General features: G+C 63.8%; 14 protein-coding genes. All 14 read left to right on the top strand.

Annotated elements, in window-relative coordinates:
- Nucleotides 1-113: 113 nt before the first annotated feature.
- The 14 genes from ASC86_RS23530 to ASC86_RS23465 all read left to right on the top strand — a co-directional run bounded on the left by ASC86_RS23530 (nucleotide 114) and on the right by ASC86_RS23465 (nucleotide 15,034).
- Nucleotides 114-881, top strand: a complete 768-nt coding sequence (locus ASC86_RS23530) for a 3-hydroxyacyl-CoA dehydrogenase (protein ID WP_056327046.1) — start codon at nucleotides 114-116, stop codon at nucleotides 879-881.
- A 24-nt stretch (nucleotides 882-905) separates the two neighbouring features.
- Nucleotides 906-2,099 carry an acetyl-CoA C-acyltransferase gene (locus ASC86_RS23525; protein ID WP_056327044.1) on the top strand — a complete coding sequence of 398 codons (1,194 nt, stop codon included), beginning with the start codon at nucleotides 906-908 and terminating at the stop codon, nucleotides 2,097-2,099.
- Nucleotides 2,096-3,223, top strand: coding sequence for an acyl-CoA dehydrogenase family protein (locus ASC86_RS23520; protein ID WP_056327042.1), 1,128 nt, complete (start codon nucleotides 2,096-2,098; stop codon nucleotides 3,221-3,223). Before ASC86_RS23525 ends, ASC86_RS23520 begins: the two co-directional genes overlap by 4 nt.
- 46 nt (nucleotides 3,224-3,269) lie before the next feature.
- Nucleotides 3,270-4,502 carry a 3-methyl-2-oxobutanoate dehydrogenase (2-methylpropanoyl-transferring) subunit alpha gene (locus ASC86_RS23515; RefSeq protein ID WP_056327040.1) on the top strand — a complete coding sequence of 411 codons (1,233 nt, stop codon included), beginning with the start codon at nucleotides 3,270-3,272 and terminating at the stop codon, nucleotides 4,500-4,502.
- 1 nt (nucleotide 4,503) lies between these two features.
- Nucleotides 4,504-5,517, top strand: coding sequence for an alpha-ketoacid dehydrogenase subunit beta (locus ASC86_RS23510; protein WP_056327039.1), 1,014 nt, complete (start codon nucleotides 4,504-4,506; stop codon nucleotides 5,515-5,517).
- Nucleotides 5,518-5,521: 4 nt separating this feature from the next.
- A complete protein-coding gene (locus tag ASC86_RS23505; protein ID WP_056327036.1) occupies nucleotides 5,522-6,853 on the top strand; it encodes a dihydrolipoamide acetyltransferase family protein in 1,332 nt (443 codons plus the stop codon).
- Nucleotides 6,854-6,857: 4 nt separating this feature from the next.
- Nucleotides 6,858-8,249: a dihydrolipoyl dehydrogenase gene (gene lpdA, locus ASC86_RS23500; RefSeq protein WP_056327034.1), complete on the top strand. Its 1,392-nt coding sequence runs from the start codon at nucleotides 6,858-6,860 to the stop codon at nucleotides 8,247-8,249.
- Nucleotides 8,233-9,366, top strand: a complete 1,134-nt coding sequence (locus ASC86_RS23495) for an enoyl-CoA hydratase/isomerase family protein (RefSeq protein WP_056327032.1) — start codon at nucleotides 8,233-8,235, stop codon at nucleotides 9,364-9,366. The genes lpdA and ASC86_RS23495 overlap by 17 nt, the downstream gene beginning before the upstream one ends.
- Nucleotides 9,318-10,088, top strand: coding sequence for an enoyl-CoA hydratase (locus ASC86_RS23490; RefSeq protein ID WP_056327031.1), 771 nt, complete (start codon nucleotides 9,318-9,320; stop codon nucleotides 10,086-10,088). The genes ASC86_RS23495 and ASC86_RS23490 overlap by 49 nt, the downstream gene beginning before the upstream one ends.
- 85 nt (nucleotides 10,089-10,173) lie before the next feature.
- A complete protein-coding gene (locus tag ASC86_RS23485) occupies nucleotides 10,174-11,235 on the top strand; it encodes an adenylate/guanylate cyclase domain-containing protein (RefSeq protein WP_056327029.1) in 1,062 nt (353 codons plus the stop codon).
- Between the two features lie 4 nt (nucleotides 11,236-11,239).
- Nucleotides 11,240-11,617, top strand: a complete 378-nt coding sequence (locus tag ASC86_RS23480; protein WP_056327203.1) for a YbaN family protein — start codon at nucleotides 11,240-11,242, stop codon at nucleotides 11,615-11,617.
- Between the two features lie 225 nt (nucleotides 11,618-11,842).
- Complete coding sequence (locus ASC86_RS23475; RefSeq protein WP_056327027.1) at nucleotides 11,843-12,565, top strand: FadR/GntR family transcriptional regulator; 723 nt, start codon at nucleotides 11,843-11,845, stop codon at nucleotides 12,563-12,565.
- Nucleotides 12,562-13,734, top strand: coding sequence for a PLP-dependent transferase (locus ASC86_RS23470; protein ID WP_056327025.1), 1,173 nt, complete (start codon nucleotides 12,562-12,564; stop codon nucleotides 13,732-13,734). Before ASC86_RS23475 ends, ASC86_RS23470 begins: the two co-directional genes overlap by 4 nt.
- Nucleotides 13,735-13,774: 40 nt before the next feature.
- Complete coding sequence (locus tag ASC86_RS23465; RefSeq protein ID WP_056327023.1) at nucleotides 13,775-15,034, top strand: sugar ABC transporter substrate-binding protein; 1,260 nt, start codon at nucleotides 13,775-13,777, stop codon at nucleotides 15,032-15,034.
- Nucleotides 15,035-15,088 lie beyond the last annotated feature (54 nt).

Here is a 15,088-nt window from a genome sequence, read left to right as displayed (position 1 = left end):
GGCATAGAATCCTCGCGCAAGCAGCAAGGGCGGGGAGGCCTTCGCGGCCATTCGAACACGCACAGCAGGGAGGACTGCAGCATGATCGATGAAAAATTCCGGAGTGTGCCGTCATGCTGATGCGCGACAAGGTGCTGCTGGTGACGGGCGCCGGTTCCGGGCTTGGCGCCGCCGTGGCGCGCATGGCCGTGGCGGAGGGCGCATGCGTTGTCCTGGTCGATCTCAATGCAGATGCCGGTCAGGCGGTCGCCGCTGAGCTGGGCTCTGCGGCCCGCTTCGTGCGCGCCGATGTCACCAAGGATGCGGATGGCATGGCTGCGGTCAGTACCGCGCTTGAACAGTTCGGCCATCTCCATGGGCTGGTGAATTGCGCAGGCGTCGCACCGGCGGAAAAGGTGCTGGGCCGCGATGGGCCGCATCTTCTCGAAAGTTTCAGCCGGACCGTCGGCATCAATCTGGTCGGCACCTTCAACATGATGCGGCTGGCCGCCGAGGTCATGGCGCGGGAAGAGCCGGATGCCGAGGGCGAGCGCGGCGTCATCGTCAATACCGCCTCCGTCGCCGCCTTTGATGGACAGATCGGTCAGGCCGCCTATTCCGCCTCCAAGGCCGGTGTCGCCGGCATGACGCTGCCGGTCGCGCGCGAGCTTGCCCGCCACGGCATACGGGTCGTGGCGATTGCGCCGGGCATTTTCGAGACGCCGATGATGGCGGGCATGCCGGCGGAGGTGCAGGAGGCGCTGGGCAAGAGCGTGCCCTTCCCGCCCCGTCTTGGACGCCCCCATGAATTTGCCGCGCTGGTGCGCCATATCTTCGAAAACACCATGCTGAACGGCGAGGTGATCCGCCTCGACGGGGCGTTGCGCATGGGCGCGCGCTGATCAGGACAAAACGGGAGAGAGCGCATGAGCCTCCAGGACCCAATCGTCATCGTCGGTTCGGCCCGCACGCCGATGGGCGGTTTTCAGGGCGAATTGCAGGGTGCGGCCGCACCGGAACTCGGGGCAGCCGCCATCCGCGCCGCGATGGATCGCAGCGGTGTGCCGTCGGACGATGTCGAAGAGGTCGTCTTCGGCTGCGTGCTGCCGGCCGGCCAGGGACAGGCGCCGGCACGGCAGGCGGCGCTTGGTGCGAGGCTGCCGCTTTCGGCCGGTGCGAGCACGGTCAACAAGATGTGCGGCTCGGGCATGAAGGCTGTGATGCTGGCCCATGATCTGATCGCGGTGGGCAGCGCTTCAGTTGCCGTTGCCGGCGGCATGGAAAGCATGAGCAATGCGCCCTATCTCCTCGACCGGGCACGCGGCGGCTATCGCCTCGGCCATGGGAGGGTGATCGACCATATGTTCCTCGACGGGCTGGAGGATGCCTACGACAAGGGTCGGCTGATGGGAAGTTTTGCCGAGGAATGTGCCGAGGCCTATCAGTTCACACGGCCCGCGCAGGACGATTTTGCCGTAACCTCGCTGATACGGGCGCAGAAAGCGATTGCCGAAGGGCTTTTCGACGCCGAGATCACGCCCGTCACACTGAAGAGCGGCAAATCCGATAAGACCGTCACCATGGATGAGCAGCCCGGCAAGGCTCGGCTCGAAAAAATCCCGACCCTGAAACCCGCCTTCCGTCCGGATGGCACGGTGACGGCCGCTAATTCCAGCTCGATTTCCGATGGCGCGGCAGCCCTCGTGCTGATGCGCCGCTCGGAAGCGGAAAGGCGCGGCCTGACGCCGTTGGCGACGATTGCCGCCCATGCCTCCCATGCGCAAGCGCCGAACCTCTTTGCGACAGCGCCGATCGGCGCGCTGCAAAAACTCTCCGAACGCAGCGGCTGGGCGCTATCCGATGTCGATCTCTTCGAAATCAACGAAGCCTTTGCCGTCGTCACCATGGCGGCGATGCGCGATCTCGATTTGCCGCACGACAAGGTGAATGTGCATGGCGGCGCCTGCGCGCTGGGCCACCCCATCGGCGCCTCCGGCGCGCGGGTGCTGGTGACGCTGCTGGCGGCGATGGAACGTTACGACCTGAAGCGCGGCATGGCCGCGCTTTGCATCGGCGGCGGTGAAGCGACGGCGGTTGCCCTTGAGCGGGGTGCGGCATGATCCTCTCCGACGATCAGATCCAGATCCGCGATGTCGCCCGCGACTTCGCCCGCGAACGCCTTGCGCCGGGAGCCGCGCAACGCGATGTCGATCACGCCTTTCCCCATGCCGAATTGAAGGAAATGGGCGAACTCGGCTTTCTCGGCATGCTGGTGCCGGAGGAGTATGGCGGCTCGAATACCGGCACGGTGGCCTATGCCGCAGCGCTGGAGGAGATCGCTGCCGGCGACGGCCCCTGCTCGACGATCATGAGCGTGCACAGTTCCGTCGGCTGCGTGCCGATCCTGAAATTCGGGACCGAGGCGCAGAAACAGCGTTTTCTGCCGAAGCTTGCGAGCGGCGAGTGGATCGGCGGTTTTGCGCTCACCGAGCCGCAGGCGGGCTCGGATGCCTCCAATCTCAAGACCCGCGCCGTCCGGGATGGCGATCATTATGTGCTGAACGGCGCCAAGCAGTTCATCACCTCGGGAAAGAACGGCCAGGTGATCATCGTCTTTGCCGTGACCGACCCGGATGCCGGCAAGAAGGGCATCACCGCCTTCATCGTTCCGACCGATACGCCCGGCTACCAGGTCGTGCGCGTCGAGCACAAGCTCGGGCTGCATGCCTCCGATACTTGCCAGATCGCGTTCACCGACATGCGCGTACCGGCTGATTTGAGGCTCGGCGAGGAAGGCGAAGGCTACCGCATCGCCCTTGCCAATCTCGAAGGCGGGCGCATCGGCATTGCCGCGCAATCGGTCGGCATGGCGCAGGCCGCTTTCGAGGCGGCGCGGGATTATGCCCGCGAACGCATCGCCTTCGGCAAGCCGATCATCGAGCATCAGGCCGTCGCCTTCCGCCTTGCCGACATGGCGACGCAGATCGAGGCCGCGCGGCATCTGGTGCTCCATGCGGCCGAGCTTCGGGAAAAGGGCCTGCCCTGCCTGCAGGAGGCCTCAATGGCCAAGCTTTTTGCGTCGGAAATGGCGGAAAAGGTTTGTTCCGACGCGATCCAGATTCATGGCGGCTATGGTTACATGAGCGACTATCCGGTGGAGCGCATCTACCGCGATGTCCGCATCTGCCAGATTTATGAGGGAACGAGCGACGTGCAGCGCATGGTGATTGCCCGCGCGCTTTGATGCCTTTCCGGGAGAGAGCGGGAAGGTGAGAGGGAGGAAGAAAAAGATGAGCGACCGCGCTCCACTGAGCCTGCATGTCCCCGAGCCTGCCGTCCGGCCCGGCGGAGCACCGGATTTCTCCAATGTGAAGATCGCCAAGGCCGGCTCCGTGCCGCGCCCGGCCGTCGATGTCGCATCGGAAGAAATGCGCGATCTCGCCTATTCGATCATCCGCGTGCTCAATCGCGATGGCGAGGCGGTCGGCCCGTGGGCCGGCGCGCTGTCCGATGAGGAAATCCTGACGGGCCTGCGCGACATGATGCGGCTTCGCGCCTTCGATGCGCGCATGCTGATGGCGCAGCGGCAGGGCAAGACCTCGTTCTACATGCAGCATCTCGGCGAAGAGGCCGTCAGTTGCGCCTTCCGCAAGGCGCTCGACAAGGGCGACATGAATTTCCCGACCTATCGTCAGGCCGGTCTCCTGATCGCTGACGGCTATCCGATGGTCGAGATGATGAACCAGATCTTCTCGAACGAGGCCGATCCGCTGCGCGGCCGGCAGTTGCCGATCATGTATTCGTCGAAGGAGCATGGCTTCTTCACCATCTCCGGCAATCTTGCCACCCAATATGTGCAGGCGGTCGGCTGGGCGATGGCTTCGGCGATCAAGGGCGATACGAAGATCGCCGCTGCCTGGATCGGCGACGGCTCGACCGCGGAATCCGATTTTCACTCTGCGCTGGTCTTCGCCTCCACCTACAAGGCGCCGGTCGTCCTCAACATCGTCAACAATCAATGGGCGATCTCCACCTTTCAGGGCATTGCCCGCGGCGGTTCCGGCACCTTTGCCGCTCGTGGCCTCGGCTTCGGCATCCCGGCGCTTCGGGTCGACGGCAATGACTATCTTGCCGCTTATGCCGTGGCGAAATGGGCGACAGAGCGGGCGCGGCGCAACCTCGGGCCGACGCTGATCGAATATGTCACCTACCGGGTCGGAGGGCATTCGACCTCGGACGACCCGAGCGCCTATCGTCCCAAGACCGAATCCGAAGCCTGGCCGCTGGGCGATCCCATCCTGCGCCTGAAGAAGCACCTGATCGGACGCGGCGTCTGGTCTGAGGAGCGACACGCGCAGGCCGAGGCCGAAATCCTCGATGAGGTGATCCAGGCGCAGAAGGAGGCCGAAAGCCACGGCACGCTGCATGCCGGCGGCAAGCCTTCGGTGCGCGATATCTTCGAGGGCGTCTATGCCGAGATGCCCGCCCATATCCGCCGCCAGCGGCAGAAGGCAGGATACTGACATGGCAAGAATGACAATGATCGAAGCCGTGCGCAGCGCCATGGATGTCTCCATGGGGCGCGACGACAATGTCGTCGTCTTCGGCGAGGATGTCGGCTATTTCGGCGGCGTCTTCCGCTGCACGCAAGGCCTGCAGGCGAAATATGGCAGGACCCGCTGCTTCGATGCGCCGATCAACGAGAGCGGCATTCTCGGCACGGCGATCGGCATGGCAGCTTATGGCCTGAAACCCTGCGTCGAAATCCAGTTCGCCGATTATATGTATCCGGCGTACGACCAGATCACCCAGGAAGCGGCCCGTATCCGCTATCGCTCCAACGGCGATTTCACCTGCCCGATCGTCGTGCGCATGCCCACCGGCGGCGGCATCTTCGGCGGCCAGACCCACAGCCAGAGCCCCGAGGCGCTGTTTACCCATGTCTGCGGCCTGAAGGTGGTGGTGCCCTCCAATCCCTTCGATGCGAAAGGCCTGCTGATCGCCTCGATTGAGGACCCGGACCCGGTGATCTTCCTGGAACCGAAACGGCTTTATAACGGCCCCTTCGACGGTCACCACGAAAAGCCGGTGACGCCCTGGTCGAAGCATGAACTGGGCGAGGTGCCGGAAGGTTATTACACGATCCCGATCGGCAAGGCGGATATCCGCCGGCAGGGTTCGGCCGTCACCGTCATCGCCTATGGCACCATGGTCCATGTGGCGCTGGCGGCGGCCGAGGAAACCGGCATCGATGCCGAGGTGATCGACCTGCGCAGCCTCACCCCGCTCGATCTCGATACGATCCTGCAATCCGTGCAGAAGACCGGGCGCTGCGTCGTCGTGCATGAGGCGACGCTCACCTCCGGCTTCGGCGGCGAGATCGCGGCGCTGGTGCAGGAGCATTGCTTCTATCATCTGGAAGCGCCTGTCGTGCGCGTCACCGGCTGGGATACGCCCTACCCGCATGCGCAGGAGTGGGACTATTTCCCCGGTCCGGCCCGCGTCGGCCGGGCGCTTGCCGAAGTGATGGAGGGCTGAACCCATGGGCGAATTCACCATCAAGATGCCGGATGTCGGCGAAGGCGTGGCCGAGGCCGAGCTTGTCGAATGGCATGTGAAACCCGGCGATCCCGTGCGCGAGGATATGGTCGTCGCTGCCGTGATGACCGACAAGGCGACCGTGGAAATCCCCTCCCCCGTCACCGGCACGGTGAAATGGCTCGGCGGCGAGATCGGCGACAAGATCGCCGTGAAGGCGCCGCTGATCCGCATCGAGACCGATGCGGTGGAAGAAACTGACGAACCGGAAACAGCCGCTTTTACCCAGGAGCCACCCCAGCTTCTCCCTTCTCCTCCACGGGGAGAAGGTACCCAAAGGGCGGATGAGGGGGTATCTTCGCAAACTCAGAGCAAGCCGGCCCCCTCATCCGGCCCTTCGGGCCACCTTCTGCCCGCGGCGGAGAAGGGAAACCGCGCCGCACCCGCCCGCGAAGATACGCTCGCCAAACCCCTCGCCTCCCCCGCCGTGCGCCTGCGTGCCCGCGACAGCGGCGTCGATCTGCGTCAGGTTCAGGGCACCGGACCGGCCGGCCGCATTACCCATGACGATCTCGATAGCTTCCTTGCCCGCGGCGCGCAGCCCGCGGTCCTCACCGGCGGTCTCGTGCGCAACACGAAGACCGAGGAAATCAAGATCACCGGCCTGCGCCGCCGCATTGCCGAGAAGATGACGCTGGCGGCCTCGCGCATTCCTCACATTACTTATGTCGAGGAAGTGGATGTCACCGACCTCGAAGACCTGCGCATGGCGATGAACAACGGCCGCAAGCCGGACCAGCCGAAGCTGACCCTGCTACCCTTCCTGATGAAGGCGATGGTGCGGACGATTGCCGAGCAGCCGGCGGTCAATGCCACCTTCGACGACGATGCCGGCATTGTCACCCGCTATGGCGCCGTCCATATCGGCATTGCCACCCAGACGCCCTCCGGCCTGATGGTGCCGGTGGTGCGCCATGCGGAAGCCCGCGGCATCTGGGATTGCGCCGCCGAAATCACCCGCCTTGCGGAAGCGGCGCGCACCGGCTCGGCGCTGCGCGAGGAATTGAGCGGCTCGACTATCACCATCACCTCGCTCGGGGCTATGGGCGGCATCGTCACGACGCCGGTCATCAACCACCCGGAAGTGGCGATCGTCGGCGTCAACAAGATGATGACGAAGCCGGTCTGGGATGGTGCGCAGTTCGTGCCGCGCAAGATTATGAACCTCTCCTCCAGCTTCGATCACCGCATCGTCGACGGCTGGGATGCCGCCACCTTCATCCAGCGGATCAAGGCGCTCCTCGAAACCCCCGCGCTCATTTTCATCGAAGGCTGATGCCATGAAGGAAATTCTCTGCAAGCTTCTCGTCATCGGCGCCGGCCCCGGCGGCTATGCCTGCGCCATCCGCGCCGGGCAGTTGGGCGTGGATACCGTCATCGTCGAAGCGGTGAAGGCCGGCGGCACCTGCCTCAATGTCGGCTGCATTCCCTCCAAGGCGCTGATCCATGCGGCGGACGAATTCGAACTCGCCCGCAAGGCCGCCGCTGGCAAAAGCCCGCTCGGCATCACGCTTTCTTCGCCGGCTATCGATCTCGCCCGCACCGTCGCCTGGAAGGACGGCATCGTCGGGCGGCTGAACAGCGGCGTCGTCGGCCTGTTGCGCAAGGCTGGTGTCAAGATATTGCACGGCCATGGCCACTTCCGCGACGGCAAGAGCGTCGAGGTCGACACCGAGACCGGCACCCAGCTTGTGCGGGCCGAAACGGTGGTCATCGCCACCGGCTCGGAACCGGTCGAGGTGCCTGCCCTGCCCTTCGGTGGGCCGGTGATTTCCTCCACCGAAGCGCTGGCGCTGACGGCGGTGCCGGAAAAGCTGGTCGTGGTCGGGGGCGGTTATATCGGGCTGGAACTCGGTACGGCCTTTGCCAAGCTCGGTTCTGCCGTCACTGTCGTAGAGGCCATGGAGCGCATCCTGCCGCTCTATGACGGTGAACTGACGAAGCCCGTCGCCCGCCGGCTTGCCGACCTCGGCGTCGAAGTGCTGACCGGCGCAAAGGCGCGCGGTCTCACATCGGGCGGGCTTCTGGTCGAAACATCGGATGGCCACGAGCGAACCATCGCCGCCGACAAGGTGCTCGTCACCGTCGGCCGCAAGGCGCGGCTTGAAGGCTGGGGACTGGAGGAACTGGACCTCGACCGCGCCGGCCGCTTCCTGCGCATCGACGATCATTGCCGCACCTCCATGCGCGGCGTCTATGCCATCGGCGACGTCACCGGCGAGCCGATGTTGGCGCACCGGGCCATCGCGCAGGGCGAGTTAGTCGCGGAGATCGTTGCCGGCCGCAAGCGCGCCTGGGACAAGCGCTGCATTCCGGCCGTCTGCTTCACCGATCCGGAGATCGTCTCGGCCGGTCTTTCGCCGGAGGAAGCCCGCAAGCAGGGCTACGATATCCGTGTCGGCCAGTTTCCCTTCACGGCCAATGGCCGGGCGATGACCATGCTGTCGGAGGAGGGTTTCGTGCGCATCGTCGCCCGTGCCGACAACAATCTCGTGCTCGGCGTGCAGGCGGTCGGTTCCGGCGTGTCTGAACTGTCGGCCAGCTTTGCCCTGGCGATTGAAATGGGCGCACGGCTTGAGGATATTGCCGCAACGGTGCATAGCCATCCGACACGCAGCGAAGCCTTCCAGGAATCCGCCATGAAAGCCCTCGGCCATGCACTCCACATCTGACGCCCCTCCGAAACAGACCATCGTGGAGCGCCGTGGTGCGCTCGGCCGTATCCGTCTCGACCGCCCGAAGGCCCTGAACAGCCTGACGCTGGATATGGTGAGGGACATCGAAGAGGCGATGGATCGCTTCGAAAGCGACCGCACAATTGCCGCCGTCCTGATCAACGGCGAAGGCGAACGGGGCTTCTGTGCCGGCGGCGATATCCGCTCCGTCCATGACGACGGCAAGGCGGGCTCATCGGCGCCGATCGATTTCTGGGGCGAAGAATATCGCCTGAATGCCCGCATCGCCCGTTACCCCAAGCCCTATGTCGCCTTCATGGACGGCATCGTCATGGGTGGTGGCGCGGGGCTTTCCGTCCACGGCAGCCACCGTATCGTCACCGAGCGCACCCGCTTTGCCATGCCGGAAACCGGCATCGGCTTTTATCCCGATGTCGGCGGCTCGTGGTTCCTGACGCGGGGACCGGGCGAGCTTGGCACCTATCTCGCCCTGACCGGCGAAATCCTCGGTGCCGGCGATGTGATCCTCGCCGGCCTTGCCGATTACCATATGCCCTCGGAGCGGTTTGCCGAGCTAGCCGAGGCGCTGGCCGGTCTTTCGGAATGTGGAGCCGCTGAAGTCGGGGCTGCCATCGCCGCCTTTGCAACCGAACCGGGGCCTTGCGCACTCGCGCCGGTGCGCGACGAGATCGACCGCCTCTTCCGTTTCGACACGGTCGAGGAGATTTTCGCAGCCCTTGAAACTGACGACAGCGATTTCGCCCGCAAGACACTTGCCACGCTCCAGCGCAAATCGCCGCTCAGCCTGAAGGTCACCTTGCGGCTGCTCCGGGCCGGAAAAAATGCCGTGTCGCTGGAAGAATGCCTCGAACGCGAGTTCGCAGCCCTGAAAGGGGTGATGCAGAGCCATGATTTCTACGAGGGCGTGCGCGCCGCTGTCATCGACAAGGATCGCAATCCGAAATGGCGGCCGGCAACGCTCGACGGCGTGACGGAACGGGAGCTTGCCCCCTATTTCACCCCCCGCCGCGCAACCGTTGTTTTCAGAAAACTAAGGAATTCCCTATGGACAAGCCGATCCTCATCGAACGCCTCGACCGTGTCGTCGTCGTGACGCTCAACCGGCCGGCGGCGCGGAATGCGCTGAACACCGAGATCATGCGGGCGATCGGCGATGAACTCACACCGCTCGACCGCGATCCCGGTGTCGGCTGCTTCGTCATCAAGGGTTCGGACAAGGCTTTTGCGGCCGGTGCCGATATCAAGGAGATGGCCTCACAATCCTATACGGATATGTATCTGGAGGATTTCTTCGGCGCCTGGGATCGCTTCACGGCGCTCCGCACGCCAAAAATCGCAGCGGTTTCCGGCTATGCGCTGGGCGGCGGCTGCGAGTTGGCGATGATGTGCGACATGATCTTCGCCGCCGATACCGCCCAGTTCGGCCAACCCGAAATCAAGCTCGGCGTCATCCCCGGCATGGGCGGATCGCAGCGGCTGACGCGGCTTGTCGGCAAGTCCAAGGCGATGGACATGATCCTCACCGGACGGATGATGGGCGCTGAGGAAGCCGAGCGCTGCGGTCTCGTCGCGCGGGTCATCCCGGCAGACCGGCTGGTGGAAGAGACGCTGGAAGCCGCCCGCACCATCGCGAGTTACGGCAAGCTGGCGACGATGACCGCGCGCGAGGCTGTCGACCGCGCCATGGAGATGGGCCTGCGCGAAGGCCTGCTTTATGAACGGCGCGTTTTCCACGCGCTTTTTGCGACTGCGGACCAGAAGGAAGGCATGGCTGCCTTTGTCGAAAAGCGCTCCCCGGATTTCAAGGGGCGTTGACGGCAGCGGCATCGGCCCGCCTTGAAATTGCTTGACGTGCTGTGTTGGCTTGGTCCAATGGCGCAAAGCGAAAGGGCCGCCGCAGATGAAAAATGCCACGACACTTCTCACCTGGCTGGTGCTCGGCATCGCCATGGCGCTCAGCGGCATTGTTTACGCGGTCATCGTCTTTCCGGGCGAGCCGGTGATCATCGGCGGCGTGTTCGCGATCCTGATCGGCGTGCCGGTGCTGGCTTTCGAGCGCGGCATTTTCCTGCCGCGGCTCTCGCGGCGCATCCAGAAATTGCCGACCGTGCCGTTTCTGGTTGCTGCCGTCATCGCCTATGAAGTCATCATGAGCGCCGGCTATGCTGTCGCCGCCCTGCTGCTGCAATATTTCGACTATATCCGCCCGCCAAGTGTGGGACACGCCATGGTGATGCCGCTCAACGTATTTCTCTATGCGCTGGGTGTTTGCCTGCTCCTGGGCTTCATCCTGCGGGTGCGCGATCTTCTCGGACGGGAAATCTTCTCCAACATGCTGATCAGCCGCTATCGCAATCCTGTGATGGAAGAGCGCGTCTTCCTGTTTATCGATCTCGCCGATTCCACCGCCTTTGCCGAGCGTAACGGCGATTTGCGCACCCAGCAGTTCCTGAGTGAGCTGTTTGCCGCCTTTGCCGAGCCCGTGCGCCGGCACAAGGGCGCCATCGACGACTATATCGGCGATGCTGCGATCGTCACCTGGCCGCTGGAGCGCGGCGTGAAGAACAGCCGTTGCATCCGCTGCGTCTTCGATATCTTCGATGCGATCGAAGACAATACCGAGGTGTGGCTGAAGCGTTTCGGCCAGGTGCCGCGGCTCCGCGCCGCGCTGCATGGCGGGGCGATCATCACGGCGGAAATCGGCGTCGACCACCATAAGATCGCCTATTTCGGCGATACCGTGAACACCACGGCGCGGCTTGAATCCATGTGCCGCAGCCTTAATCGACCAATCCTGATTTCCACCGAGCTTGCCGGCCGCATGGAGATACCCGGCGGCGTGGTGCTGGAGGATTTGGGTTCGCACGCCCTGCGCGGCCGCGGCCAGCCGCTCGGCGTCATGTCGCTGACGCGTCCGCCCAAGGAATCGAATGTCCGTGAACGGCGCAAGCTTGCCGGCTGACGGAATGAGCCCGATCAAACGCACCGTCTATCTCGTGCTCGGCTGGATTTTCGTCGCCATCGGCATCGTCGGTGCGTTCCTGCCGCTTTTGCCGACGACGCCGTTTCTGCTTCTGGCGATCTGGTTCTTCGCCCGCTCCTCACCGAAAATGGAAAGCTGGCTCTTCAACCATCCGCGTTTCGGGCCGGGCCTGCGCGCCTGGCGGGATGAACGGGCGATCCCGCGCCGCGCCAAAATCATGGCGGTGTGCCTGATCGCGGCAAGCTATGCGCTGATGTGGTTTACCGCAAAGCCGTCGCCCACGGTCGCGGTCGTGACGGCCGCGATCCTCTGTTGCAGCGGGCTGTTCATCGTCACGCGCAACAGTCCCAGCCGGAAATAGGCTGCAGACCTGACTGGTATGAAGGCTGCGGCAATGTTTCTCCCTTCTCCCCCGCGGGGAGAAGATGCCCGAAGGGCAATGAGGGGGTGCTTCCGCTTGTTCCGAGCCAGCCGTCCTCCTCATCCGGCCTGCGGGGCACCTTCTCCTCTTATCCCCGCTTGACGGAGCACAAATCTTTTGCATTATTGCTCAGATGTCAGACCAATTCTGGTCGAGGGTTCGAGCATGGCGACGATGACAAATGCAAGGGCGGCCCTCCTGCCGCTGCCTCCGGCGGACCGGGCGCAGCAGGTGACGGCCGCTCTTGCTGATTACATCGATCGCGCCGCCCTCGGAGCCGGCGACCGGCTGCCGACCGAGCGGGAACTGACGGTGGCGCTGGGCGTCGGCCGTTCGACCATCCGCGAGGCGATCCGCCATTTTCAGGCGCTCGGCGTCGTCGAGGCGCGCAAGGGCAGCGGCACCTATCTGCTGCGGCCGATTTCGGCGGCTTCGGTGCACATGCCGCTCACCTTCGAGACCGGCGAATTGCGCGACGTGCTGCTCCAGACGCTGGAGGTGCGGCGCGGCATCGAGGTGGAGGCTAACATGGCCGCTGCCCGCCGGCGCACGGCCGCAGACCTCCAAGTCATCGAGGAAAAGCTCGATGTGATGGAGCGCGTGCAGATCGCCAAGGGCACCTCGGGGCCGGAAGACCTCGCCTTCCACCTCGCCATCTATGACGCAACCCACAACCCGCTGTTCAAGCAGATTCTGGAGCAGATGCGCGGTGCCTTCGAACGGTTTTGGGAAAAGCCCTTCGACCGGCCGGATTTCGCCCGCCGCTCCTTCCCGTTCCACCGCACGCTGTTCAATGCGATCGTTGCCGGCGACCCGGAAGCCGCGCGTGCAGAAACACTGAAGATCCTCGCCGTCGTCGAGGAAGACATCAAGGAAATGTCGAAATGATCAATGACTTCGATCCGTTCGAAGACGCCTCCCTCATCGTCGCCCATGATGAGAGCAATGCCTATGACGCGGTGGTTCCGCCCATCGTCCAGACGTCGCTGTTCACCTTCAAGGACTATGACGACATGGTCTCGTCCTATCGCGGCGAGAAGGTGCGGCCGATCTACACCCGCGGTCTGAACCCGACCGTGCGCATGTTCGAGGACATGCTGGCGAGGCTCGAAGGCGCCGAAGACGCCATGGGTTTTGCCAGCGGCATGTCGGCGATTTCCTCCACCGTGCTCTCCTTCGTCGAGCCCGGCGACCGGATCGTCGCCGTCAAGCATCTCTATCCCGATGCGTTCCGCCTGTTCGGTACGTTCTTCAAGCGCATGCGCATCGAGGTGACCTATGTCGACGGCCGCGACGAGGATGCGGTGGACAAGGCCCTGCCCGGCGCCAAGCTGCTCTATCTGGAAAGCCCGACGAGCTGGGTGATGGAAACCCATGACGTCGCGGCGCTTGCGGCACTCGCCAAGAAACATGGCGTCATCTCCACCATCGACAACAGCTGGGCGAGCCCGATCTTCCAGAAGCCAATTTCGCTCGGCGTCGATCTCGTTATCCATTCGGCTTCGAAATATCTCGGCGGCCACAGCGATGTGGTCGCGGGCGTCGTCGCCGGCTCGAAGGAACTGATCGGCCGCATCCGCGGCGAAACCTATCCCTATCTCGGCGGCAAGCTGTCGCCCTTCGACGCCTGGCTGTTGATCCGTGGTCTGCGCACGCTGCCGGTGCGCATGAAAGCGCATGAGCGCTCGGCAAACGAGATCACCAGGAGGCTTGCAGCGCATCCGCTGGTCGAGACCGTCTGCTACCCCGGCCTTGGCAACCAGCTGCCGCCGGGGCTTTCGGGCACGTCGGGCCTGTTTTCCTTCATCTTCCGGGAAGGGGTGAACGTTCGCGCCTTTTCCGATCATCTGGAGCTTTTCAAGCTGGGCGTCAGCTGGGGCGGGCATGAGAGCCTGATCGTCCCCGGCGAGGTCGTCCTGGCGCAGAAAGCCCAGCCCAATTCCGCGGCCGCCTTCGGCATCAGTCCGCGGTCGGTACGGCTCCATGTCGGCCTGGAGGGGACGGAGGCCCTCTGGAGCGATCTCGAAGCGGCAATCGCAGCCGCCTCGTCTGGCTGACGCAACGACAAAACCAACGCAATCAAAAAGGGGAACCCAAATGAGAAAACTGATTGCCGCTACCGTTCTTGCCTCGCTCATGGCGGGAACGGCCCTTGCCGACACCAAGCTGAAGCTGGTGGAGGTGATCACCAGCCCCGAGCGCACGGAGACGCTGAAATCCATCGTCTCCAAGTTCGAGGCTGCCAATCCCGGCACCACGGTCGAGATCATCTCGCTGCCCTGGGGCGAAGCCTTTCAGAAATTCGCCACCATGGTCTCGGCCGGCGAAATTCCCGACGTGATGGAAATGCCGGATACCTGGCTGTCGCTCTATGCCAATAACGGCATGCTCGAAAGCCTCGAGCCCTATCTCGCCAAGTGGGAACATACGAGCGGCCTGACGGAACGGGCGCTGGAACTCGGCCGCGACGTCAAGGACACGGCCTATATGCTGCCTTACGGCTTCTATCTGCGCGCCATGTTCTACAACAAGAAGATCTTCGCGGAAGCCGGCGTTGACGGCCCGCCGAAGACCATGGACGAATTCCTTGCGGCCTCGGAAAAGATCTCCAAGCTTCCGGGCAAATACGGCTACTGTCTGCGCGGCGGTCCGGGCGGCCTCAACGGCTGGATGATGTTCGGCGCGACCATGGCCGGCGACAACACCTACTTCAACGAAGACGGCACCTCGAAGTTCAGCGAAGAGGGCTGGGTCAAGGGCTTCACCTGGCTGATCGACCTCTACAAGAAGGGTTATGCGCCGAAGGATAGCGTCAACTGGGGCTTCAACGAGATCGTCGCCGGCTTCTACACCGGCACCTGCGCGATGCTCGATCAGGACCCGGATGCGCTGATCGCCATCAGCGAGCGCATGGATGCGGCCGACTATGCCGTCGTGCCGATGCCAAAGGGCCCGGCCGGCAAGACCTTCCCGACCATCGGCTATGCCGGCTGGTCGATGATGTCGGCCAGTGCCAACAAGGACCTGTCGTGGAAGCTGATCGCAACCCTCGAAGGCCCGGACGGAAACATCGAGTGGAACAAGCGCATCGGCGCGCTGCCGGCGCTGAAGGCGGCTGAGAAAGACCCGTTCTATCAGGGCGACGCCTTCAAGGGCTGGTTTGCCGAACTGGCCGACAAGGACGCCGTGCCGACCGTGATGCCCACCTATCTTGAAGAATTCGCCTTCTTCAAGGATTCGTTGGCGATCAAGACCAGTCAGGAAGCCCTTCTCGGCGATATCACGCCTGAAGAAATGGCAAAGCAGTGGGCCGACTACATGACCAAGGCCCAGCAAAAGTACCTGGCCAGCAAGTAAGCCGGAAAGCCGGCACCCAGAACGTTTCGGGGTGCCGGCTGGTGCTTGCCATCT

It is taken from the genome of Rhizobium sp. Root1212, assembly GCF_001424985.1.
In the GTDB taxonomy this organism is placed as follows: domain Bacteria; phylum Pseudomonadota; class Alphaproteobacteria; order Rhizobiales; family Rhizobiaceae; genus Pararhizobium.
This window is presented reverse-complemented; position numbering and strand designations above follow the sequence as displayed.

Bases quoted from the DNA above. Each gene is read 5' to 3' on its own strand.
- ASC86_RS23495 (WP_056327032.1), top strand. From the start codon at position 8,233: ATGCACTCCACATCTGACGCCCCTCCGAAACAGACCATCGTGGAGCGC.
- ASC86_RS23525 (WP_056327044.1), top strand. From the start codon at position 906: ATGAGCCTCCAGGACCCAATCGTCATCGTCGGTTCGGCCCGCACGCCG.
- ASC86_RS23520 (WP_056327042.1), top strand. From the start codon at position 2,096: ATGATCCTCTCCGACGATCAGATCCAGATCCGCGATGTCGCCCGCGAC.
- ASC86_RS23510 (WP_056327039.1), top strand. From the start codon at position 4,504: ATGGCAAGAATGACAATGATCGAAGCCGTGCGCAGCGCCATGGATGTC.
- ASC86_RS23465 (WP_056327023.1), top strand. From the start codon at position 13,775: ATGAGAAAACTGATTGCCGCTACCGTTCTTGCCTCGCTCATGGCGGGA.
- ASC86_RS23515 (WP_056327040.1), top strand. From the start codon at position 3,270: ATGAGCGACCGCGCTCCACTGAGCCTGCATGTCCCCGAGCCTGCCGTC.
- ASC86_RS23485 (WP_056327029.1), top strand. From the start codon at position 10,174: ATGAAAAATGCCACGACACTTCTCACCTGGCTGGTGCTCGGCATCGCC.
- lpdA (WP_056327034.1), top strand. From the start codon at position 6,858: ATGAAGGAAATTCTCTGCAAGCTTCTCGTCATCGGCGCCGGCCCCGGC.
- ASC86_RS23530 (WP_056327046.1), top strand. From the start codon at position 114: ATGCTGATGCGCGACAAGGTGCTGCTGGTGACGGGCGCCGGTTCCGGG.
- ASC86_RS23490 (WP_056327031.1), top strand. From the start codon at position 9,318: ATGGACAAGCCGATCCTCATCGAACGCCTCGACCGTGTCGTCGTCGTG.
- ASC86_RS23475 (WP_056327027.1), top strand. From the start codon at position 11,843: ATGGCGACGATGACAAATGCAAGGGCGGCCCTCCTGCCGCTGCCTCCG.
- ASC86_RS23505 (WP_056327036.1), top strand. From the start codon at position 5,522: ATGGGCGAATTCACCATCAAGATGCCGGATGTCGGCGAAGGCGTGGCC.
- ASC86_RS23480 (WP_056327203.1), top strand. From the start codon at position 11,240: ATGAGCCCGATCAAACGCACCGTCTATCTCGTGCTCGGCTGGATTTTC.
- ASC86_RS23470 (WP_056327025.1), top strand. From the start codon at position 12,562: ATGATCAATGACTTCGATCCGTTCGAAGACGCCTCCCTCATCGTCGCC.